General features: G+C 56.6%; 18 protein-coding genes and 1 riboswitch. Of the genes, 7 read left to right on the top strand and 11 right to left on the bottom strand.

The features are described 5' to 3' along the window. Positions 1–151: 151 nt before the first annotated feature. The 3 genes from EXY20_RS06095 to metA form a co-directional block, all read right to left on the bottom strand. The gene (locus tag EXY20_RS06095; RefSeq protein ID WP_167859023.1) at positions 152–1,513 is read right to left on the bottom strand and encodes an EAL domain-containing protein; all 1,362 of its coding nucleotides are present in this window, start codon (positions 1,511–1,513) and stop codon (positions 152–154) included. 253 nt (positions 1,514–1,766) lie between these two features. After that, the gene (locus EXY20_RS06090; protein WP_135548731.1) at positions 1,767–2,927 is read right to left on the bottom strand and encodes a PLP-dependent transferase; all 1,161 of its coding nucleotides are present in this window, start codon (positions 2,925–2,927) and stop codon (positions 1,767–1,769) included. 17 nt (positions 2,928–2,944) lie between these two features. Next, positions 2,945–3,868, bottom strand: a complete 924-nt coding sequence (gene metA, locus EXY20_RS06085; protein WP_135548729.1) for a homoserine O-acetyltransferase MetA — start codon at positions 3,866–3,868, stop codon at positions 2,945–2,947. Between the two features lie 135 nt (positions 3,869–4,003). Then, positions 4,004–4,129: riboswitch (SAM riboswitch) on the bottom strand. 524 nt (positions 4,130–4,653) lie between these two features. Between metA and corA the strand changes: the two genes are divergently transcribed. Next, positions 4,654–5,589, top strand: coding sequence for a magnesium/cobalt transporter CorA (gene corA / locus EXY20_RS06080; protein ID WP_135548727.1), 936 nt, complete (start codon positions 4,654–4,656; stop codon positions 5,587–5,589). A 27-nt stretch (positions 5,590–5,616) separates the two neighbouring features. On the opposite strand, the gene EXY20_RS06075 is transcribed toward corA, so the two are convergent. From EXY20_RS06075 to EXY20_RS06065, 3 genes are all read right to left on the bottom strand, one after another. After that, entirely contained in the window at positions 5,617–6,501 is an 885-nt protein-coding gene (locus EXY20_RS06075; RefSeq protein ID WP_135548725.1) for an AraC family transcriptional regulator, read from the bottom strand. 6 nt (positions 6,502–6,507) lie between these two features. Next, entirely contained in the window at positions 6,508–8,988 is a 2,481-nt protein-coding gene (locus EXY20_RS06070) for an alpha-mannosidase (RefSeq protein WP_167859022.1), read from the bottom strand. 113 nt (positions 8,989–9,101) lie between these two features. Further along, positions 9,102–9,749, bottom strand: a complete 648-nt coding sequence (locus EXY20_RS06065) for a peroxiredoxin-like family protein (protein ID WP_135548720.1) — start codon at positions 9,747–9,749, stop codon at positions 9,102–9,104. 38 nt (positions 9,750–9,787) lie between these two features. Here EXY20_RS06065 and EXY20_RS06060 point away from each other — a divergent pair, with 38 nt between their 5' ends. Continuing rightward, the gene (locus EXY20_RS06060; RefSeq protein WP_135548718.1) at positions 9,788–10,585 is read left to right on the top strand and encodes a Crp/Fnr family transcriptional regulator; all 798 of its coding nucleotides are present in this window, start codon (positions 9,788–9,790) and stop codon (positions 10,583–10,585) included. 56 nt (positions 10,586–10,641) lie between these two features. Here EXY20_RS06060 and EXY20_RS06055 read toward each other — a convergent pair whose 3' ends face one another. From EXY20_RS06055 to EXY20_RS06040, 4 genes are all read right to left on the bottom strand, one after another. Further along, positions 10,642–11,634 (bottom strand): HRDC domain-containing protein, encoded by a 993-nt coding sequence (locus tag EXY20_RS06055; protein WP_135548716.1) that lies wholly within the window; start codon positions 11,632–11,634, stop codon positions 10,642–10,644. Positions 11,635–11,794: 160 nt separating this feature from the next. Next, positions 11,795–14,134 carry an Ig-like domain-containing protein gene (locus tag EXY20_RS06050; RefSeq protein ID WP_135548714.1) on the bottom strand — a complete coding sequence of 780 codons (2,340 nt, stop codon included), beginning with the start codon at positions 14,132–14,134 and terminating at the stop codon, positions 11,795–11,797. A 106-nt stretch (positions 14,135–14,240) separates the two neighbouring features. Further along, positions 14,241–16,079, bottom strand: a complete 1,839-nt coding sequence (locus EXY20_RS06045) for an ABC transporter ATP-binding protein (RefSeq protein ID WP_135548712.1) — start codon at positions 16,077–16,079, stop codon at positions 14,241–14,243. A 15-nt stretch (positions 16,080–16,094) separates the two neighbouring features. Beyond that, positions 16,095–17,762, bottom strand: a complete 1,668-nt coding sequence (locus EXY20_RS06040) for an ATP-binding cassette domain-containing protein (protein ID WP_235885380.1) — start codon at positions 17,760–17,762, stop codon at positions 16,095–16,097. 711 nt (positions 17,763–18,473) lie between these two features. Between EXY20_RS06040 and EXY20_RS39720 the strand changes: the two genes are divergently transcribed. Together EXY20_RS39720 and EXY20_RS06030 are read left to right on the top strand one after the other, a co-directional pair. Beyond that, complete coding sequence (locus tag EXY20_RS39720) at positions 18,474–18,767, top strand: DUF3055 domain-containing protein (RefSeq protein WP_135548708.1); 294 nt, start codon at positions 18,474–18,476, stop codon at positions 18,765–18,767. A 324-nt stretch (positions 18,768–19,091) separates the two neighbouring features. Next, complete coding sequence (locus tag EXY20_RS06030) at positions 19,092–19,376, top strand: hypothetical protein (RefSeq protein ID WP_135548706.1); 285 nt, start codon at positions 19,092–19,094, stop codon at positions 19,374–19,376. Between the two features lie 71 nt (positions 19,377–19,447). Here EXY20_RS06030 and EXY20_RS06025 read toward each other — a convergent pair whose 3' ends face one another. Further along, complete coding sequence (locus tag EXY20_RS06025; protein WP_135548704.1) at positions 19,448–20,653, bottom strand: ROK family transcriptional regulator; 1,206 nt, start codon at positions 20,651–20,653, stop codon at positions 19,448–19,450. Positions 20,654–20,911: 258 nt separating this feature from the next. Between EXY20_RS06025 and EXY20_RS06020 the strand changes: the two genes are divergently transcribed. Genes EXY20_RS06020 through EXY20_RS06010 form a run of 3 tightly spaced genes read left to right on the top strand, consistent with a single transcriptional unit; the run spans position 20,912 to position 23,525 of the window. Then, on the top strand, positions 20,912–21,727 hold the full coding sequence (locus EXY20_RS06020) for a sugar phosphate isomerase/epimerase family protein (RefSeq protein ID WP_167859021.1): 816 nt from the start codon (positions 20,912–20,914) through the stop codon (positions 21,725–21,727). Next, the gene (locus tag EXY20_RS06015; protein WP_167859020.1) at positions 21,724–22,770 is read left to right on the top strand and encodes a Gfo/Idh/MocA family protein; all 1,047 of its coding nucleotides are present in this window, start codon (positions 21,724–21,726) and stop codon (positions 22,768–22,770) included. Before EXY20_RS06020 ends, EXY20_RS06015 begins: the two co-directional genes overlap by 4 nt. Then, positions 22,767–23,525 carry a cysteine hydrolase family protein gene (locus EXY20_RS06010; protein ID WP_135548698.1) on the top strand — a complete coding sequence of 253 codons (759 nt, stop codon included), beginning with the start codon at positions 22,767–22,769 and terminating at the stop codon, positions 23,523–23,525. The genes EXY20_RS06015 and EXY20_RS06010 overlap by 4 nt, the downstream gene beginning before the upstream one ends. Positions 23,526–23,538 lie beyond the last annotated feature (13 nt).

The following is a 23,538-nucleotide window of genomic DNA, read 5'->3' as shown; positions in this document are numbered from 1 at the left end:
GCGTCGCAGCGGCTCCTGTTCCGCGGAACTGCCGCCGATTGGCGCGCAGACGACAAAGTTTGACAAGGTACTTCGCTGTTTTATGAAATAGGCCATTTTTCGTTGCCTCCAACAACAGAAAAAGCCGCCTCTGCCGAAGCGGCTTCTTTCGCTAAGCGCTGCTCGTCTGTCGCAGCTGCATAATTTTTTGTTTCAGGTCGGCAAAATGCGTATGTCCATATCCGGAACAGATCGGCTCCGGCCGGGAAAAGTAAAAGCCCTGTCCGATACGAACCCGGTGCGAGACGAGCACGCCCGCCTCTTCCTCCGTCTCGACGCCTTCGGCGATTACTTGACAATTGATATCCTCGGCAAAATCGAGCAGCGCCTTGAGCAGCGATTGTTTGACGGACTGGCGATCGATATTTTGAATGACCGAACGGTCGATTTTGATCATGTCGGGAATCAGTTCGCTGATCGATTGCAGGCTGGAATACCCGGCTCCCGCATCGTCGATCGCAAAACGGAATCCGTGTTCCCGGTACTGGCGAATGATGTCGCCCATCTGCGTATAGTCGCGGATGGCGTGGCGTTCGGTAATTTCGAACACGATCTGGCCGGGATGGATGGCCGGGTACAGCTTCAGCCAGTCAAGCACACGATCCAGCAGCTTCGGTTCGGCCAGCGTAACGGGAGTAATGTTGAGAAACACCTGTTCTTTGATTTGCCGTTTGGCAATTTCGCGAAGAGCCTTGTGGATGACCAAATACTCCAGACGATGCAGCGCGCCGGCCTGCTCCGCGAACGGGAACAGATCGACCGGCATATGGAGCGGACCGCCCGCCGGCCCGCGGGTCAGCAGTTCCCAGCCGAATATATCGCCGCTCTCCAGGTCCATGATCGGTTGCGCCAGCACGGAGATGTCCTCCGCTTCCAGCATGCGCAGCAGCCGCTGCCGCAACGCGGCGAATTCCACCGGCAGCCGTTTGGCCGCTACCGCCCTTGCGAACTGCGAAGCGGACTGCACCGCAGCCATCGTGTGGGCCGCATCCCGCTCCAGCAGAAACGTTCCGGTCTCGACCAGCAGCCGTTCGTCGCCCGCCCGTTCGGCCAGCCGATGCGACATGCCGCCGGCAATGCGCTGCGCCACAAGTGCCAATTCATCCTGGCCGGGTTCGCCGTTCTCGAAGGAAAGAAATACCGCATCGCAATCGTCGATCCGTTTCATGCCTACGATCTGGTGCTCCGGATAATAACGGGAGACGCAAGCAATCAGCGTCTGCTGAATCAGGCTGCGCCATTCGTTCGCCGCCCGCGGCGTCATATCGAGCCATTCGCGAGCCGCCGGACGGACGGTGAAGATGAGCAGCGCGCAGGTGAGGCCGCGGCGTCTGATGCGGTGGACGCGGGAAAGGACGGGATCGCGAAGCGTAAAGTCGGGAGGAAAATATTTCAATGCCTTATCCGGCAACAGCAAGCGCGAAAGCATTCGGAGACGGTCAAGCCAATGCAATTGATTCCGGTATGTAATCATCATGACCCTCCCAACATGCCAGACTCGCTTTTAGAGGCTCGGTGCTGAAACGCCCGCTTTTTGAACTCGCACGTTCAGGCATTTCAGACATCTTACGATATTCTAGCATATGGACAAGCGGAAAACATAGTCGACAAATCCTATCTTTCGCTGTTTTCTGAAAATTTTTGCAAATAAATAGCCGTAAAGTCCCAGAACGGAAACAAGCCGACGAACGTCTTCCGTTCATCGGCTTGCTGCGGAGCGCAGCCTTCTAGCTGCCGGCCACTTCCCGATACGCCTGTTCGATCGCGTTTCCAAGATCGGCAATCAAGTCGTCCACGTGTTCGACGCCAACGGAGAAGCGCAGCAGCCGGTCGTCGACGCCAACCTGTCGGCGGATTTCCTCCGGGATGTCGGCGTGCGTTTGCACGGCCGGGTATGTCATCAGCGACTCGACGCCGCCCAGGCTTTCGGCGAAGGCGATCAGCTTGATATGGCGCAAAATCGGCTCTACGTAAGCGGCGTCCTTCAGCTTGAACGAAAAGATGCCGGTATTGCCGGACGATTGCCGGTTCTGGATGTCGTGCCCCGGATGGTGCGGCTGCGCCGGGTAAAACACTTCGGCCACATGCGGATGCGACAGCAGCCAATCGGCGATGCGCGTCGCATTGTATTGGTGGCGCTCCATTCGCAGCGCCAGCGTCTTCATGCCGCGCATGAGCAGCCACGAATCCTGCGGCCCGAGCACGGCGCCGATCGAATTGTGCAGAAACGCCATCTCTTTGGACAACTCTTCGCCCTTCGTCACGATCAGCCCGGCCAATACGTCGTTGTGGCCGCCCAAATATTTGGTCGCGCTATGAATGACAATATCCGCGCCAAGCTCGATCGGCCGCTGGAAGAACGGCGTCAGCAGCGTATTGTCGACGATCGACAGGATCCCGTGCTTGCGCGCCCAGCCGCAAACTTCGGCCAGATCGGTAATCATCATAAGCGGATTTGTCGGCGTTTCGATCACGATCGCCCTCGTATTCGGCTTGCGGTTTGCTTCCAGCGCGTCAAGGTCGTTCGTGTCGACGTAGGTGGAAGTGACGCCGAAGCGGGTCATGACTTTCTCCAGCAGGCGGTAGGTGCCGCCATACAGATCAAGCGATACGAGCAGGTGATCGCCTTGCCCGAACAGGGCAAATATCGTTTGCAGCGCCGCCATGCCCGAGCTGCAGGCGAAGCCGGCGTCGCCGCTTTCGAGGTCGGCGATCGCCGCTTCCAGCACCGAACGGGTAGGACTTTTCGTCCGGGAGTAGTCAAAGCCGGTGCTTTGGCCAAGCTTCGGATGACGGAACGCCGTCGATTGGTAGATCGGAAAACTGACCGCGCCGGTAACCGGCTCGGAGATGGAACCTATTTGCGCCAAACGGCTTTCGATTTTCATTTCCTGCTGTTCTCCTTTCAAATATACATGCCCAAATTCCATTCGTACGGCGTCTCCTGGTACACATAATAGTTCAGCCAATTGGAGAACAACAGGTTGGCATGCGCCCGCCAAGTGGAAACCGGCGTCCGCGACGGGTCGTCGTTCGGGTAATAATTGACCGGTATGGCGACGCACAAGCCTTTGTTCGCGTCGCGGTCGTATTCCCATTTCAACGTCAACGGATCGTATTCCGAATGCCCGGTGACGAAAATTTGCCGGCCGTCCTTGGTCGCCGCGATATAAACGCCGGACTCTTCGGATTCGGACCAGATCTCCAGCGCGTCCACCTTCTCGATGTCGGCGCGGCGCACTTCCGTATGGCGCGATTGCGGCACGAAAAACCGTTCGTCGAAGCCGCGAAGCAGCTTCACATTGCCTTGAGTCACGCTGTGCGGGAAGACGCCGAACATTTTGTCCGCGAGCGGGTATTTCGGCACGCCGAAGTGATGGTAGAGCCCGGCTTGCGCAGCCCAACAAATATGCAGCGTGGACGTTACGTTGGTGCGGCTCCAGTTCATGATTTGCTTGAGCTCTTCCCAGTAAGTGACTTCCTCGAACGCCAGCGTCTCCACCGGCGCGCCGGTAATAATCAATCCGTCGAAATAATCGTATTTGACGTCGTCGAACGTTTTGTAGAACATGGCGAGATGTTCGGCCGACGTATTCTTGGATGTGTGAGTCTTCGGATGCAGCAGGACGATTTCGATCTGCAGCGGCGTATTGCCGAGCAGGCGCAAAATTTGCGTTTCCGTCGTTTCCTTGGTCGGCATCAAGTTGAGAATGGCGATGCGCAGCGGCCTGATGTCCTGATGAAAAGCCACCGTCTCGTCCATGACGAAAATATTCTCCTTGTACAGCACTTCTTTGGCCGGCAAATGATCGGGTACTTTGATCGGCATGACCTTCACTCCTCCTCTTGGCATCCACCCGCTGCGCGACATGTTGCCGTAAAAAAGGCTTCCGGCTCCCGTTTCCGGGACGCAAAAAAACCTTTCTCACGACAAGAAAGGCCATAGCAAACCGAGCAATGTCCTCTCTCATCTCTCAGAAGCCGCAGCTTCTGCAAGAATTAGCACCGTGCGCTCCCGCCGCATGAAGCGACAGGTTTGCCGGTTGCCGGGTCTCATCGGGCTAGTCCCTCAACCTACTCTTGATAAGAGCCATTCGCGTATGCAATTGTTATTTCTAAATGTAATGGAAAATGGAGCGTCCGTCAAGTGGCAGCGCGAAGCGCCTCGTTTGCATGCACGTTGCGGAATGAAACGCCATATGGTGAAGAGAGCGCAATCGCTTGCTTCGCCTGCTTTTCGGCAGTTTTGCACCAGGGCAAACCATCTTGAAGTCCCCCTGTGCGCGAGTTATACTAGACAAGTATTGAATGAATAACGCGGATTTAAAGGAGGTAGGCCTGCATGGACGGAGACCCGCGAAGTCTTCCGCATCCTGTGAACGGCTTGCGGCAAACGCAAGCGACAAGTCAGCAATCGCATTCCGCGAAAGCTTCCGATTCCGCACATGATCGGGCGTTTCCTCACCCGTAACGGACGAATGGCCGGCAGGCTCCGTCCATTTGGACCGCGAGGCCGCCTTGCCTTTTCATGGCGTACCGGACCGCTTTCCCGCGAATGCCTATTCAGGTCGCGTTGCCGCAATCGGCGCGCGCCGCGAGGGGAGTGAGGAACGGATGAAGGTACGTCATGTCAAGAATGGACAATTTACGACGGTCGACGATATTTTTGCAACACTCGCCGCGCCGGAAGAAGGTTTTTACTGGATCGATGCGACAACCGAAGATTTGGAAGTGCTGCAGCCGATCTTCCATCTGGACGAACTGGCTGTCGAAGACTGCTTGTCCGAAGACGAACAGCGACCTAAGCTGCAACTATACGATTCCCATTATTTTATTGTGATCAACAGCATTCGATTCGACGATGAGGAAATTTTTCTGCGCGCGCTCAATATGTTTCTCGGCTCCCATTTCATCCTTACCGTCACGAAGCAGAAAATCAACGAAATTCGCACGCTGAAGCCGATCCTGTGGGAAGAGGAAGTCAATTCCCCGGACGATTTCATGTATCACCTCGTCGACCTCGTCGTCGACAACTATTTCAGCGTCGGCGACCGGATCGAAGCGAAGCTGGAGAAGCTTGAGGTCGACATCCTCATGCATACGAAGAAGTCGCACCTGAACGAAATCATCGGGCTGCGAAGCGAAATTTTGTGGCTGAAGAAGGCGCTCGGTCCGCAGAAGGAACTGCTCGCCGCGCTGCACAAGCGGGAGCTCCACCTGATCGGTCCGGAATTGCAGAAGTATTTCGGCGACATCTACGAAAACGCGGTGAAAATTTCGGAAACGTTCGATACGTTCCGCGACCTCATGGCGAACTTGCGCGAAGCGTACCAGTCCGCCGTCGCCAACCGCGCGAACGAAATCATGCGCACCTTCACCGCGCTTACGACGATCTTCATGCCGCTGACCTTCATTACCGGCGTGTACGGCATGAACTTCGAATCGTTGCCCGGCAAAGACTTCCCGGGCGGCGATTACATCGTGCTTGCAGGCATGCTTGTGCTAGGACTTGGCATGTTCCTGCTGTTCCGCAAAAAAGAATGGCTGTAAAGCGGCGAACGAGCGGGCCGCCGAAGCTTAGCGCCCGCTCTCTCCCCTCGAACGTTTCCTGTATTGTCCCGGTGTCGTCATCGCATAGCGGTGAAATTGGTTGGACAAATAATATTCGTTGTCGTATCCGGTTGCGGCGGCGATTTCCCGCAGCGTCATATCCGTCTCCTGCAGCAGTTTCTTGGCGCGGGAGATGCGGATGTCGTTCAGCTTCTCGATCAGCGACAGGCCGGTTTGCCGCTTAAACCGGCGGGACAAGCTGCGATAGCTGATATGCAGCGCATCGGCAAGCTCCTGCACTTTCAACGGGGAAGCGAAATACTCCTCCATAAACAGCGTGACTTGCTGAACAAGAGCGTCCTGCCCGTCAGCGATCGGAGCCGCGGAAGCGCCAACATCGCACCACGCATCGAACAAACGGCTCAGCCACTGCACAAACGCCGCCTGCACGGCGAAGTCGCTTGTTGCGCGGCTGATGCGCAGGAACGGGACGGAAAGCCGCCTGTCCAGCGCATAAGGGCGGGGCTCGCGGAAGGCGCCGATCAACTGTGACGCGATTCGCGGCATATCGTCATCCGCGGCGGGGAGTTCGGCGAACTGCCAGCGCAGGCAGAAGCCATCGTCTCCCGCCCCATCGGCGTTGCGGTGGGAGTGGGAGCACCCGGGGGGAATCAAATACGACTGCCCCGGCTCGATCCGGAACTCCACACCTTCGATCGACGTATAAACGGCGCCTTCGGCTACATAATTGAATTCATACCACGGGTGGCGATGCGGCTGCATCATCCAGTCCGTCCCGTGCTTCGCAAACAGCGCGTCGACAACCGTTACGAGCAGATCGTTATGACGAAACGGCCGAGTAGTCAGCCGTTTCAATGCATGTACGGTTTGCTGCCAGTTGCGCGCGCTCATGTCCGGTTACCCCGCCTTGTATTCGACCAGATTGACCTCTTCGATCGGCAAGCTGCTGTCCGCAGGGATGAAGAAGGTCTTCACTTCGCATATGCCAAAATCCGCCGTCCATTCCCGTCCGAGCATCGGCAGCTCGATTCGCGCCTCTGCCTTTCTCCCCGCCGTTTCGCAGCAGCGAACGATCCAGCCGTCCTCCTCTTCCGCACGTTTCAGCACCGCAGCCATGACATGGTCCGCCGAAATGCGGATGCCTTCGAACGATTGCGGCAGCGGACCTTCGTGGTACGTTTCCCAGATCGATAAGGGCGGTACGTTCAGCTCGTTCGCTTTGCGCATCATGCCGCTGTCCCGCCAATCGCCGGCGTGAGGGACTATCGCGTACTGAAACTCCTGTACGCCTTGATCCATATATTCCGACAGCTCGTCGCGCTCGCCGTAATGATCGGCAAAGATAGGGCTGCGCACGACGGTGATGCGGATATCGTTATCAAGCACATCATAGCCGTACTTGGCGTCGTTGGCAATACCGAGACCGATCGTACCGCTTTCCGTCAATCCTTCCGCTTCGGCCGCTTGACCGCTCATATACACCCACATCTGGCCGGGAACTTCCTTGCCGTCGACCGGCCGCTCGATATAGCCGTAGGGGATTTCCCACACCGCCTTCGGCCCGCTTACCCGCACCGGAAACGACAGCTTCAGCATGCGGTGCTTCTCGCGCCAGTCGAGCGAAACTTTGACCTGCACATCCGGCGAATCGTGACGCAGCGAAAAATCCTGGCGAAGGCACGACGAGCCGAAGCGGCTAATCACGCGGATCATCGCCCGAAGAGGCCCTGTTTCGATCGTTTGCAGCGTGGCGTCCGCAAAACGTCCGATTTCGTCGCGGTATCGTTCAAGTCCGTGTCCCCACGTATCGCTGTGCGTTTCGTCAAGCACGATCGGAATGGCCGCAGCGGACGCGATCATCTCCGTATTCGTCCGCTTGTCGAAGAAGCGGGTCATATAGCCGTGACGCTCGTCGAACTCGATGCGTACGAACGCATTTTCCAGCGCGTTCGCCTCCGCGCGAAGCATGCCGACGGGCGGGATGACATCGGCTTCCTTGTCCTTGTACATCCAAAATACCCGGTAGCCGAATGCGGGCACCCGCGCGGGGAACAGCGTGTCCCAAATGTCCTTCAGGTTCGTTCGCGAAGCGCGCACCGACTGGATGGGCAAAGCCGTCCCCTGATCGTCCGTGACGCCGGCCAGCTTCTGGTTCGCATGCACGAGCGCGTCGACTTCCCAAGACAGCGGGTTGAACACGACGAACGGGACGCCGAGATCGTCCTGCTCCCACAGCTGCCAATCCTTCTCTTTGTTCAGCGCGGCAATTTGCGGCTTCATCGTTCCGATGTTCCACGACAGTTTCTGCATCGCCGCATTCAGCGCCTTCGCCCCGAGATGCAGCGATTCGCCGTAAGCCTCGCGGGCATCCTCGAACGCCTCTTTGATGCTGCAGCCGCCCATTATATCGTGAAACTGGTTGAACATTACGTTCTCCCAGGCCGCCTGCAGCTGTTGCCGCGGGTAAGGAAGCCCCAGCAGCAGATGGGCCATACTCGACAGCTTCTCGGCGCTGAGCAGCCGGTGTTCCGCCTTGCGATTGTATTTTTTCGATTCGGAATGGGTCGAGTAGCAGCCTACCGCATGCATTTGCATCTCGTCCTTGATAACGGGAACGGCGGGATCAAGTGCGGACACTTCCGCGAAGTAAGCGTTGGGCGAGCTTAGCGCGATGTCGTCGCGACTCTTCTGCATTTCCCGGATGGCAAGCAAATTGGCAATCGTCGGTCCGCCGCCGTGATTGCCGACCCCGTAGAACGACATATACGGAACGCCTTCCGTTTCGGCCATTTGCGCATGATTCAAAATATGTCCCGGCAGGCTGGCGGCATTGCGGACCGTATACCCGTTCGAGAGACGGAATGTCAGGACGCGGCTGCCGTCTTCCGATTCCCACCAGAACAGATTGGCCGGAAGCTGCTTCTCGTGCTGCATCGGGCGCATGAACACATAATAGTCCATCCCGCTTTTCTTGAGCAGCTGCGGCATCATCCCGTGATGGCCGAACGAGTCGACGTTGTAGCCAACTTTCGCCGTAACCCCGAACTTGCCGGCAAAATACCTTTGGCCATACAAGCTGTGCCGCGCGAACGACTCGCCGGACGGCAGATTGCAATCCGGCTGAATCCACCAGCCGCCGACGATGACCCACCTGCCTTCCCGAACCCGGGACTGGATTTCCGCGAACATGGAAGGTTCGTTTTCCTCGACCCATTGGTAGTAAGCCGCGCAAGCGCATGTGAACACGAATTCGGGGAAGTCCCGCAGCCGGTCGAGCGCGGAGCGGAACGTCGCCTTGATTTCCGCATAACCTTCCTGCCACTGCCAAAGCCACACCGGGTCGAGATGAGCGTTTCCGATCAGATGAACGTTTGCCATTTGCACCCTCCTGTCGCTGAACTCCATTCGATTACGATCGTAGCGCAAACAGCGAAAGGTGGAAATCGGTAAAAAGGACAACCGTTTATAAAATTAGGCCAACCAAATGCCACTTACAGCTTTTTAAGCTCGTCAACAATTTCCTCCGGGCTTTGACGCTGCATAAAATTCGGATTCACATATGCCGAACGAACAATGGCACGCTCATCGATCATAAAGGTAGCCGGCACCGGCAAAATCCATTTGGAGGTGTCGTTGTACTCCGCCAAATTGAGACCGAAGCTTTCCATCACTTCTCTTGCTCCCTGGGGAACGTCGAACAGCAGATTGTACTTGGCCGTTACCAGTCCGTCACGGTCGCTAAGAACCTGAAATTTCAATTGTTCCTTCTCCTGAAACGATAAGGAATGATCCGGATTTTGCGGGCTGATCGCAATCAACTGCGCACCCAGCGCCTGGATATCCGGCAAAATTTGCTGATACGCCTTCAATTGCAGGTTGCAATAGGGACACCAGCCGCCGCGGTAGAAGACCAGAATAACCGGACCTTTCATAAGCTCATCGTATAACACGACATCGTGCCCACGGGCATTGGGCAATTTAAAATCGCTCGCTTTCTCGGAAACTTTGATTCCGGAAGCAATCCCCGTCTTCTGGAGCTCTTCGATCATCCGGCCGAATTTCACCTGCGCTTCGATTGGTGTATGGGCCTTGAAATTTTGTGCGGCAGCCTCGAGTTGTGCGGTTAAATTTGGTATCATCAAGAAAACCAGCCTCCGTTGAACAAGATGAGAATAGTATGCGTCATGATACCCTATTTTTCTGTAAAGAAGATTACAGACGCCAAGGCATGCGGAATCGCACTGAAGCTAACCGCCAGTTCAACGTCAATCGGGGGATCGATATTTCCGTGGATAAGTTATGGTATCTATCGCAGATCAGCATTTTTGAAGGAATGACCAAAGAAGAAATAAGAGAAATCGATCAATTGGATACGATCCATCATTTTAACTGGATTGCAAAAAACACGATCGTCCAAACGCCGGGATCCGCCAACGAGGAGCTTTTTTTTGTAAAAGAAGGCAAACTGAGGATTTATAAGCTTAACGATAGCGGAAAACAGTTCACACTTGGCATTCTGACTAGAGGAAACATTTATGGGGAATTACAATCGTTTTCATTCGGGACCGGGATGTCTTATATCGAAACTATGGAATCGTCTCTACTTTGTTCCATGTCCGAATCTCAATTCGAGCGATTAATGCTCAGCCGACCTGGGCTCGCGCTTAAATTTCTGAAGGCAATCAGCGATCAATTGAAAGAACGGGAGGATCAGTTGGAGCAGCTTGTTCTTCACGATCTTAAAGGACGCGTTGTTCACCTCCTTTCGACGTTAAGCGCCAAATTTGGCGTTATCCGGGACGGTTATGCGATGATAGACCTGCCGCTTTCGCATCAGGAGATCGCCAATATGCTCGGAGTCACCCGTGAAGCGGTCAGCGGCGTAATGGGCGAGCTGGCGAAGGAGGGGGTCATCAAGACCTCGCGATTGTCCGTACAAATGGATGTCAGGATGCTGGTCCGGCCAATCCAATAAAATCATACAGGCTCGCCTTTGCAGCAGGCCGAGCCTGTTTCCATTTAGCTATTGCCTTAGCCCGCTTTGCGGCGACGGTACTGCAGCCGGTACAGCCGCAGCCACTCGTACAGCCGGTTCACATCCTTGCCGGCCAACTCCTCGTCGCTGAACAGCTGGCGCAGCACCGGCTTCAAATAACGGTCGCCCAGCTCGCGGAACAAAACGTCCGCCTGCAGCAGCAGCTCCGGATCGGCTTCGCCCAGCTCGCGTTCGATCAGCGTGTCGACGTCGTACCCCTCCCTCGCCAGTTCTTCGACCGCATCCATCAGCTCGGTCCGTTTCATCGCCATCAGCTTGTGCAGCTCCGCCAGACTTTGTCCCGCGCCAATCGCCTCCAGCAGCTTGCGCTTGTTCGAGCGCCGCTCCGACTCCTGCCGTTCTTTGCGCTGCCGCTCCTCGCCCAGCCAGGTGTCGAAAGCCGCCGCATCGACCGCCGACTCGACCCAGTCGAGCGGAAACGCCGTCTCGCGCGCATATGCCCTTGTGATGGCAAGCAAGCCGGCTTCGTAGCGCCTGGCGCGATTCTCCCCGAGGCCCGGAATTTGCAGCAGCTCTTCCAGCGCGTGCGGCAGGAACGCCGCCAACATCCGCAGCACCCGGTTCGACGCGACAAAATACGCCGACTTGTTCTCCTGCTCGGCCACGCCGCGCCGCCACAAGCGCAATTGCTCGTACGCTTCCGGCACCTGGCGCAGTTCGCCGTAATAGTGCATCATCAGCGTATAGCGCTGGCGAGCCGAACCTCCGCGCGTCGATTCGGAAGCCGTTTCGATCAGCGGCACGTAGCCTTCGCGCAGCTTCTCGCCAAGCTGCTGCCGGAAAACGGTCAGCATCTCGTTCCAGGCCGATCCTTCGAACCATACGGTTTGCTCCGGCTTGCCGCTCGGCCCCGGTTCGCTCCAAAACACGCGCCACGTTCCATGCTCCTCGCCGATCGTCACCTGCGCCATCAAGACGCGGTCTTCCGCCACCGGCTTCTCCAGACTGCTAAGAAAAATTACGTTCATCAATCGTCCCTCCGTCCCCCTGCGGGAAATATGCTTTCAGCGGCAAAACAAAAAAGCACCCCGCTAATAACGATCATTAGCGAGGTGCTTCCCCGTATTCCCTGAAATTACCTTAAGTATAACATGTCCGGAAACCGAACGCAACCGGCAAAATGAGACATTATTTCACCGTGACGACAATTTTTGCTTTTTTGCCGCCGTACGATACCGTAATCGTCGCCGTTCCTTTGCCGTTCGCCTTGATGAGCCCGTCCTTCGCTTCCGCCGTCAGGATGCGCGAGGACGACCACAAAGCCGGTTTGGATACGTCCTGCTCGGATTCGTCCGTATAAGTGGCGGTGGCGATCACCTGCACCTTGTCGCCGACTGCCAGATTGAGCGACACGACATCGGTCGTCAAATATTTCAGCGTATCGATTTCGACCGGAATCGACACCGTACTGCCCCCGAAGCTGGCCGTGATCGTCGCTTTGCCGTAGGAAACGGCGGTCACTTCGCCGCTGCCGTTTACGTCAGCGATTTTATACGCGTTCGTTTTCCATTCCGCTTCTTTCGTCACGTCTTTTTTGCTGCCGTCTGTATACGTGACAGTCAGCGCGATTGTGCCCGATTCGCCGGATTTTAACGTGAGGAACCGTTTATTCGCCTCCAGCTTCTGAAACAGGCCGACTTCCACCGGAATCGTGGCGGTTTTGCCGCCGTACTGGACGGTGATCGTCGTTTTGCCGTCCGCGACCGCGGACACGAAGCCTTTGTAGACGGTCGCGACTTTGACGTTGGCGATCGACCAGACGGCGTCGCGGGTCACATCGTGCTTGACGCCGAGCGAGTCGGTCGCCATCAGCGTCAGCTGCCGTGTTTCATCCGACTTGAGGTTGAGCTTGGACACGTCCGGCTCGAGCAGATCGGCCTGGCCGACCTCCGCCTTGATGGTCAAAGTGCGGTTGCCGTATTTGGCGACAATCGATCCGGTGCCGCTGGCGACGGCCGTCACCAGCCCCTTGCTCACCGTAGCGACGCCGTCCGCCGATGTGCTCCATTCGGCTTTCTCCGTGATGTACTCCTCGTGTCCGTCGGTATACGTGGCCAGCAAAATAATTTGCTTCGTATCTTCCGGCTGCAGCGCCAGCTTCTTGACGTCCGCGGTCAGCTTGCTCGGAATGTCGACGTTGACCGTCACCGAAGCCGACTTGCCGCCGTAAGACGCGGCGACTTTCGCTTCGCCCATCGCATAGGCCGTCACGACGCCTGCGGACGAAACGTACGCGGCGTCTTCATTGCCCGACGACCAGTTCGCTTTGGCGGTAATGTCCTCTACCGTGCCGTCCACGAACGTAGCGGTAAGCTTGAGCGTTTTGCTGTCGCCGACATGCAGCGATATCGCCGTTTCGCTCAGCTCGAGCCGCCGCGGCAAGTCGACGTCCACCACAATCGTCGCCGTGTTGTCGCCGTAGCTCGCCGTAATCGTTGCCGTGCCCGCCTCGTAGGCGGTGATCAGCCCTTTGGCCGCATAAGCGACATTGCCGTTATTGGTGCTCCATTTGGCGGAATCCGTAATATCGGCTGTGCTGCCGTCGGGATAAGTGGCCGTCAGCTTGATCTGTTTGGTTGCTCCTTTGCGCAGAAACACGCTCTGCGCATCGGCGTCCAAACGGCGCGTCTCGTTGACGCTGACTTGAATCGCCACTTCTCTGGAGCCGTAAGAGGCATAAATCGTCGCCGAACCGGCGCCATACGCCGAAATGACCCCGGCGAGCGCATCGGCGACATCCTCGTCGCTGCTCGACCATTCCGCTTCCGCGGCCACATCTCGGCTGGTGCCGTCCGGGTAAGTGGCAATCAGCTTGATCGTTTCTTCCTGGTCGAGCAGCAGGGACAGCTCTTTTTTGCCGGCTTCGAGCCGCTTGACCGTTTCGACGTTCACCGGGATCGATACCGTTTTCTGTCCGTAGCTGGCCGAAATGCTCGTCGCGCCCGGACCTTGCGCGGATACGACGCCGTTGACGACGGAGGCGATGCTTTCGTCCACGCTGCTCCATTCCGCCACGTCGGACACGTTCTCCGTCGAATTGTCGCTGTAAACGGCTGTCAAGGCGATGGTCGACGTCTGCCCGTAGCGCAGATCGATGCTTTGTTTGTCCTTGGTCAGCGCTTTTACTTTTTTGCTTACTTTGACGCTGATCGATTGCGGAATGCCCGCATAACTGGCGACGATCGTCGCGGTGCCTTCGCCTTTGGCCGCTATCGTGCCGTTGTAAACGGTGGCGACCGCCGTATCGTCGCTTGTCCAATCGGTGAGCAGCGTCACGTTGGACGAAGTGCCGTCAGATAGTACCGCAGTAGCCGATACCGAGGTCGAGTCGCCGATGGCGAGCACCGCTTCCGTTTTGGACAGCACCAGCTTGGAAACGCTCGCCGTCGCGCCGAATGCGGCTCCTGCCTGGAAAACTCCCGTCAGAAGCAGCATAACCGCCATTGTCGCCCGAAACCATTTTGCCATAGTGATCCTCCAGCTCTTTGTTCGAATCGCGCATCAGTCTTCCCCCCGTTGTTATCGGCAGAAACGCCCGGCAAATGAAGGCGGACGGGCAATTTTTAATCCGGTATTAATAAACGGCCCCCCGATACCACAACGCCTGCGCCCGGAACATCGCGGCGTATTCGCCGTCTTGCGCCAGCAGCCTCTCGTGCTTACCCTCCTCGACGATCCTCCCTTGCTTGAGCACGACAATACGATTGGCAAAACGTGCCCAGCCGAGCCGGTGCGAGATGAACAGCACCGTCTTTCCTTGCGCGATTTCCCGAAACGAACGATACAACTCGGTTTCGTGCTGCGGATCGAGCGCAGCGGTAGGTTCGTCCAGCACGAGCAAAGGCGCGTCGCGAAAAGCCGCCCTCGCAATCGCCAACCGCTGCCATTGTCCGCCGCTCAGCTCGCGGCCGCCGGCCGACAGATGGCCCACTTTGGCATCAAGCCCGCCGGACAACCGCGCCAACGCTGCCGCCCCGCTCGCTTCCATGGCGCGAAGGATCGCGGTGTCGTTCGGCATGCGCTCCGGCAGTCCGAAGCCGACATTATCGCGGACGGTGGTTTCGAACCGGACGAAATCCTGGAATACGGCGGACGCGGAACGGCGAAGCAAATCCGGGTCCAACTCTTTATAATCGGTGCCGTTCCAGGTAATCCTGCCGGCAGTAGGGTGGTACAAGCCAAGAAGCAGCCGCGCAAGGGTAGATTTGCCTGCTCCGTTCTCCCCAACGAGCGCCACCGTTTCGCCGGGATTCAGCGTAAGACGAAGCTGATGCAATGCCGGATGATCGGCGCCCGGATATTGGTAAGTGACATGATCGAAGATAATGGGACCGGGCTCTTGCGGCGCCGCATTCGCCGGGTCGTTGGCCGAAGGCGTTTCTTCCCTTGTCCGCAACTCCGCAGGCTCCCGCAAAAACGCGAGCAAATCGCCGACTTTGCCGCTCTGGATGTAGATTTTGCCGACCGGATGGGTCATTCGCATGGAAATCCCGTATGCCTGCCGCATGGCCAGAAATACAACGACGAACGTTCCCGCCGTAAATGTACCGGATTGAAGCTGCAGCACCATCCAAACAATCGCGCCCATCAACCCGATAATTTGCGCCGACGATATCAGGATGCCGCGTTTGATTTCCCTTCTTCGCGCGTTCATGCGCAGCGCAAGCGAGTCGCGCAGCATTCCGCTCCACTTGCGAATCAGATAGTCCAGCGAACCGAAGACTCGCAGCTCTTTCACCGTCTCCGGTCTGGTCAACGTTTCCTGCAAATAATCGGACAACCGGCCCGATCGGGTCAAGTCTCGGTTCAACCGGCGTACGACAATGTCGGCTTCCAACCGGATGGCAAAAGATAAAGCAAATACAACGGCCAATAAAACTCCGATCATGGGGTGAGCCAACCAGGCTACGGCAAGAAGCCCCATCAGCTCGAAGATCAGACGAAAACAGGAAACAATTTGCTGCAAAAGTCCGAACAAATCCGTGCCCGCCATGCTTTTTGCCCGCTGAAGGCGATCGTGGTAGGCGGCTTGTTCCAACCGCTCGAGCGGTACGCTGACCGCTTTCCGCTGCACTTCCGCCTGGATGCGCATGGTCGCCAGATCGCGAAACCGGGCATCGGCCACGCTGTGCAAAGCGGAAAGCGCCACACGCAGCAAAGATACGCCGGTAAACGTGGCCAGCGGCGGCCAGGCAAGCTGCAACAGTTCGCCCCATTGCTGATCCGCACTCCTGTGCACGAACAAGTCAACAAGCGCCCGTTGCGCCGAAAATCCCGGCACGATCAGCAGTCCCAGCGCCAGCGGAAGGCCAAGCCATAACGCGGACAGGACGGGCATGCCCCGCCACACCCGATAAAACAGCCGGACGACGCTCACGCTTCCCCGGCTTGACGTACGGGAATTGCCGTTCAATCGCACACGCCCCTCTCACACATACCACGATGCCTGCAAATGGAACATTCGACTGTACGGCCCGCTTTTCTCCATTAACTCATCATGCGTCCCTTGTTCCACAAGCCGTCCGTCCTTCATCACGAAGATCAGATCCGCCAGCTTTGCCGCTCCAAGCCTATGGGTGACCAAGAGCGCCGATCTTCCTTTCGTCACCTGCAAAAACAGCTCGAAGGCTTCCTTCTCCGCTTGCGGATCGAGCGCAGCCGTAGGCTCGTCGAAAAACACGAAGCCCGCATCCTTCAGGATGGCGCGGGCGGTAGCGATTTTTTGCCATTCGCCGCCGGACGGTTCGATGCCTCGGAATGGGGCGCCGAGCTGCGCATCCAGATGAGAGAACTTGCTTCCCGCGAGCTGAAGCGACTGCTGCAAAAGCCAATCCTGCCCGATGGCGGCCAGCTTGCCAAGGGCAACGTTCTCCCGGAGCGTCACATACAGGCGGGTAAAATCCTGGAACACCGCGGATACGTATCCGGCGGTGGCCGCTTTTTCCAGCCGGCGATGCTTGCCGTCGCTCCAGATGACTTCCCCTTCATTCGGAGCGTACAGGCCCAGCAGAAGTTTAATGAGGGTGGATTTGCCGGAGCCGTTTGCGCCGACCAGTGCGGCACGGCAGCCCGGAGGAATGGTGAGGCTGATCCCGCTTAACGTGTCCCTGTCGTCACCCGGGTACCGGAAGCCGAGCTCGCGAACCTGCAAAGTTATGTTGGCCGTGGACTCCCCGAAGAGGGGGGCGTCGGCTCGGGCAAAGCTCTCTTCTTCGAGATCCAGATAGGCCCGGAAATCTTCCCACTTCATATATTGTCTGCGCAAAGCGGCAATTTGTGCGATTAGACCCGGCAGTTGCGACAACAACAGGGTCAGGGCCATAAACAACAGGGCAAAATCTCCCGATGTCAACTGATTCGCCCCGGGCAACAGCACAACCAACGCCAAAAGGAGTCCGGCGATCAGCGCCATCAGCAGTTCGGGAGCGATTTTGCGCATTTCGGCGGAACGAACGGCTTTCATCGTTTCCTCGGCTTGCTGCTCAAACAATCGGGTCCATCTTTCCGTCAACAAACGGCTTAGCCCGAATAGTCGAATTTCTTTGGCTCCGTTCCGTTCTGTCATGAGATCGGCGTAATGACGCAGCAATCTGCGCACGGCGATTTGCTTTCGCGTCACCTCTTCCAGATTTTCTGCCGCTTTTGCGGATACGCAGGTTAACAGCGATGCCGCGGCAATAACGGCAACTACCGGAATCCAGTGGCCGAATCGGAGCATGATCGCCATCAGTACCGCTATCTGAAGCGACATCTGCAAGGCATGAATGCCCGTATTGTAAATGTCGTAAAGGGAAACCTGGAACGCCCGTTCCCGCAGATCCTTCGTTTCCGGCAATTCGACGGCCGCAAGGGGGAGAGCCGATGTTTTGCTCACCAGCATCCGCTGTTGTTCGAGCGTCCCTCTTTCGTTCAGCCGCGTCATTGCAAGCGGTATGGGGACGCCAAGCAGCATGTTGTTCACGATCATGAGTGCGCCGAGCCAAGCGGCCGTTGCAAGAATGGGTCCTACCGGATGGGGGGCGATCCATGTCTGAATTCGGTCGACCAACTGTTTGACCAGCAGCAGTTCAACCGGCACAACCGGAACGGATGCCAACAAGGCAACCGCCAGAACGGTTGCGGACCGCCGATCTGTGCGATACAGGATGGAAAAGGTTTCATAAAAACACGTCTTGTAACGGGTTGTTATCCTGTTTGACCGACCGACGTACGAAATTCGGGTTCACCGCCGTTTCTCCATTTTCTTATGCATGAATAAGATACAGAGATTTCCACAAAAAGTATAGACTTATAATCTTGCTCCGTTTATAATACGATTATAGGGAGCCTTGGAAAGGCATGCTCAATTTGAAGTCACCCATAAAATAAAGAACGACACCGCGAGGTGTCTTTTTTTGATAGTAAAGAATGGATAAGTTTCGGGTGGGGAAAGGATGTTGCAGGAAGCCTATCCTGGCGAACCGTCCCCCTGAGTGGCCCGATCGATTGCTGAGCAACGAAAATAGCCCATGAAAAATGGCCTATTTGCCTTCTATTGCCCGGCTCTTCGGAAATAACCAGTGTTTTCACTGGTTATTTGCCTCGCCAGGCCCCAAATCGGGCATGTTAGCCGAAATAGCCAATGATTTCACTGGCTATTTCGTATACACGGCCCGTTTTGTGCGAAATAGGCAAGAAAACAGGGCCTATTTTACAGGGAGGCAGTTGCTGCCCCGGCTTTTTACAACTGGCCCGTCCGCATGCTATCATAAAGCCAAATTCAACTGCGCGGCGGACGTTTGATCCGCTGCGGGAGAGGCGATCACAAGTGCAGGAATTCGATTATTTGTACGACATTCGCGAGGATACGACGACCCGGTTCGTCAGCTTCGTCGGCAACAGCATGAAACGGTTCGACCTTGCCATCACCTCGTCCAACCGCTTCTACGGAAAAAAACTGGTGACAGACATCCAGCTTGGCAAAACGGCGATCATCGGTCCCGACGATTTGGACGCCGAAGGGTATTTGGAGTACGTGTTTCAATTGACGGAAGAGGAAGCGGAGGAGCTGACGGAGTTTTTGTCGCATGTGGTCGGCACGGTCAACTTCACCGATATTTAGCCGGTAAGCAGCAAGGCGGTAACCCGAAGTGTATAACAGGAAAATATACCGTTATTTCTTCGTTTTTTCGCAAAAAATCCATAATAGAGGGAAAACCTCCTGTTATTTTGTCGTTAATCGCCGAAATTCGGCGAAAAGGCGAAAATTAGCAGGAGGTTTTCCTGTTATTTGGGGAAATTCGTGATTTTGGCGTGAAATAGCGGGAGGTTTTCCCGTTAATCGTCTGCCGGTCCGGGAACCGGACACAACCGGGCACATACTTCTGGCCGGCGGGGGCATACTGGGACTGCTTGAGGAAATCGCATCCGAAGGAGGACCGTTCCCATGTTCGGTTTCAAAAAAGAAAGCCGCAGGCGCTACACCGATGTCGCTACTGTGCAATCCCAGCGGAACGACCTCGCGGCGGAGGAATTTCCCGAAGGGCCCTACGGATCCGACATGCAGTCGGAAACGTTGGGCCGAAGCGAGCCCTGGCGCGAAGATCAGCATACGGCGATGCCTTTCGGTTACGAAAACAAGGAGCTCCACGAGGGCATAGTCCGCGACTACCCCGGCAGCGATCTCGAGCTGGGCGACGACGAAAGCGGCGGGCAGGCGGAAACGCTGTGACTTGCGCGCAATAACCACACGAACGACGCCAAACGTTCAGCCCGCCTCCGGCAAACCGGAGCGGGCTTTGTTTATTTTTTGAACAAAGAATAGCTCATATGCAGATCCAGGGCGAAGTTGGCGGCCCCCATCGCTCCGCCGATCTCGTGATAGGCTGCCGTTTTTACTGTCACATTGGCGGTTAATGGACTCATGGCGCGCCTGTGCATGACCTGGGTCGCTGTTGCGACATATCGCTTGCAGGACAACGGAATCGCCCCTCCCAAAATGATCACGCCCGGATTCATAATGTTCACCATCGTGGCCATGGCGATGCCAAGGAATCCGGCGGCCTGATCGACCACCTTCACGCAAAGCTCGTCCCCTTTATTGGCCCCGGCGCAAATCATCTCCGCATTGATGAGCTGCAGATCGTGCCGATTGTCGGGGTAGATGTCCGAGCGGCCGCCGGCACGCAGAAGCATTCGGAATGCTTGCTCCATGGCAGGACCGGAGGCGAGCTGTTGCAGACAGCCGTTATTCCCGCACGGGCATAAAGGGCCGTCCGGATCGATCGTGATATGGCCGAGCTCCCCCGCTCCCCCGACCGCGCCAAACAACAATTGGCGATGATTGAACAAACCCGCGGCAATCCCCGTTCCGACGCCGATATAAATGACTTCCGCGAAATCCTTGCCCGCGCCGAAACGGCACTCCGCAAGCCCTCGCGCCCGATGCCTGTTCAAGACGGCGGAAGGCCAACCGAATTGCTCCTGCACGATCATGGAAATGTCGACTTCGGCCCAACCAAGATCGGAGGCGCTCTTGATAATGCCGCGATTCACGTCGACAAGGCCGGGCAACCCCAAGCCGATGAGCTCCATCGGCCGGGTCGGAAGCTTGGCGATAAAATCGCCCAACCGATCGGTCAACGCTTTCACAACCAGCTCCGGCGAGTTGCTGGTTACCGGAATGCCCATTTCCTGCACGACGTTTCCAGGCAAGTCAAAAGCGCCCACCGTCCAGTTCTGGTTGCTATAGTCCGCTCCGATCACGATGTTGGCGTGCGGCGTCAACTCCAGCAAAATCGCCGGCCTGCCGCCGGTGGAGGGACGCGTTTCCGTTTCCTGCACAAGATGGGATTCGATCAACTCCGCGATGGCCAAGGAAACGGTCGCCCGGCTCAATCCGGTCAGTTTGGTCAACTCGATTCTGGCGACAGGCCCATTGATTCGTAATGCTTGAATAATGCTGATTTTCGTCCCCTTCTGATCCCCTACGTTATTGGATGGATTCATTTTCGCTCCGGTTTGAAAAGGATTTTGACAAAAGGTGAATGTCCTTGAAGTTTGCCAAATCTAATTATAGCAGGGAAACGGGAGTATTCAAGTGAATTTGCCACCCTCCGCTAAAACTTCGTATCCACACCGCGACGGATTTTTCAATACTTAATTTAAATATTGACATTACTTCGAAATCACCTATATGATTAGTTTATCCAAGGTGCGACATTTTCACGAAGCGCGCAGGTAAATTCCACGAGAGGAATGGATGCGATGGAAGGCAAGCAATTATTTTCGGTCTTTACGAAGCCATGGAGAGAACTGACGGTAAGCGAGCTGGGCGCAAAGATCAGCGGTTTCGGTTTTGACGGAATCGAATTTCCTTTGCGCGCCGGTTACCAGCTCGAACCCGAACAGGCGGAACGGGGATTGCCGGTACTGGCGGAGCAGCTGAAAGAATACGGGCTGAACATCTTCAGCGTAGCGAGCGAAACGAGCGAACGCGTATTTGCCGGCTGCGCGGCCGCGGGCGTCCCCTTGATTCGCATTATGACCGATATCGACCCTGCCGAAGGGTACATGGCTTCGGTGGAACGCACGCGCCGCAAGCTGGAAAGTTTGCTGCCGCTGTGCGAGAAGTATGGCGTGAAGGTAGGCGTCCAGCAGCATTACGGAAATTGCGTTGCGGATTCGGCGGGCTTGCTGCACCTATTGGCCGGTCTCCCCCCTTCTTGCCTGGGCGCCGTCTGGGATGCCGCACACGATGCATTGGCGGGCCAACAGCCGGAATTCGGACTGGATATCGTATGGTCGCAGCTCGCTATGGTGAATTTGAAAAATGCTTATTATTACCGGACCAACGGCCCTGAAGCCGGGATCGCCGAATGGAAGCGTTACTTTACGACAGGACCGCACGGCCTCGCTTCCTGGCCGCGCATTGCGGATTATCTGAAGAAGCGGAACTACCAAGGCGTCGTTTGCCTGACGGCGGAATACGAGGCGCAGCATTTGGTCGATTCGTATATCGTCCGGGATTTGGCTTATGCGCAAAGCCTGTTTGCCGCGGCAGACGCCGGAGGTTTTTCATGACGGAGAAGCTGCGTTTGTGTGTGGTGGGAGCAGGCCGGGTCGCCGAATCCCATCTGCCCGCGATTCAGGCGTTAGCCGAGCGGATCGAGCTGGCCGCGTTGGTCGCCCGGGACGAACGCCGCCTGCTGGAGAAAGCGGCGCGCTGGCATGTATCGCAAACTTATACGTCATACGAGCAAGCGCTGCAGGACGAGCGGATCGATGCGGTGCTTCTGCTGCTGCCGCACGATCTGCATGCGGATTATACGATTCGGGCGCTGCGCGCCGGCAAACACGTGCTCGTCGAAAAGCCGATGGCGATGAACGATGCGGAAGCGGCAAGAATGACGGAAGAAGCGGAACGGAACGGCAAAGTGCTGATGATCGGGCAAAGCCGGCGATTTTTTGCTCCCGTGATGGAGTCGATCCGTCAAATCAGGGCGAAGACAATCGGCGAAGTGATCAATATCAACGCCCTACTGCTCGCGCATATGGATAAACCGGCCGTGGAGTGGTGGAAAGATAAAAGCAGAATCGGCGGATTCATCATTCCGCTATGGGGCAGCCACATCCTCGATTATATTCTCTGGGCTTACGACGAATTGCCGGAAACGGTTTATGCGCAAGGATTGTCCAACAACCCGAACTGGGACGGCGAAGACGAAGCGGCGATTTCGCTTCGGTTCAGCGGAGGACGAATGGCCAACCTGCTCCTCTCCTTCAACGCCGGCTGCCGCCCGACCGACGAAGGCGGACTGACCGCCAACCGGATCTGGTCCACCCGGAACAGCATTTACGAGCGCTACATCATCGGCACGAACGGTTTGATTCATTTGCGGGACGAACAGGAACTATTCGTCAACAATGTGAAAATCGACACCGAAGAGGAACACGTTTCCAACTTTGCCTGGCAAATCAAAGAGTTTGCCGATGCCATCCGCGAGCGCCGCGAACCGCTTGCCTCCGGCCGCGAAGTGCGTCGTGTCGTCCAGGTGATCGACGCCGTCTTCGCATCGATGAACGAAAACAGACTCATTCGCCTGAACAAGGAGGCTGCACATTGACCCGGCATACGACAGTGACGCTGCAGTTGCAAACTCAGCGCTTGACGCAAGACGAAAACGGCTATAACGTTTGGGAAAAAATAACAGAAAAAGCAGCGCTGACACCCCGGAATACCGCCGTCCTTATCAGCGATATGTGGGACCGCCATTGGTCGCGGGGAGCTCAGGAACGGTCCGTGCAGCTTGCGGCGCGGATTAATCGCTTCCTTCACGCCATGCGCGGCATCGGCGTGCACATCGTTCATGCGCCTTCCGACACGATGGCATTTTATGAAGGCCATCCGGCCCGCCGCAGATTGCTGGATACGCCGGTAGCGGCGCAGCCGACGCCGAAGGAATACCCGGACCCGCCTTCTCCGATCGACAGCTCCGACGGGGGATCCGACACGCGGGAAACCAAAGAGGAAATCGTCTGGACCCGCCAGACGCCAAGCATCGACATCGATCCGGACAATGACGTCGTTGCCGGAGACGAAGGTTCGTTCATTTACAACTATTTAATCCATCACAGCATTACCCGCTTGCTTTATTGCGGGGTTCACACAAATATGTGCGTGCTGAACCGGAGCTTCGGCATCAAACGGATGACCCGCCTCGGCATCAACTGCGTGCTGCTTCGCGATCTAACGGACAGCATGTATAATCCCGCCAAACCTCCCTATGTAAGCCATGAAGAGGGGACAAGGCTCGTGGCCGAATATATCGAAAAATTTTGGTGCCCTACGGCTAGCAGCAACGATGTGACAAGCAGGTAGTATCAGGAGGAGC

It is taken from the genome of Paenibacillus cymbidii (assembly GCF_004764705.1).
Taxonomy (GTDB): Bacteria; Bacillota; Bacilli; order Paenibacillales; family NBRC-103111; genus Paenibacillus_AN; species Paenibacillus_AN cymbidii.
The sequence above is the reverse complement of the archived record's forward strand: the minus strand, read 5'-3'. Positions and strand labels throughout refer to the sequence as shown.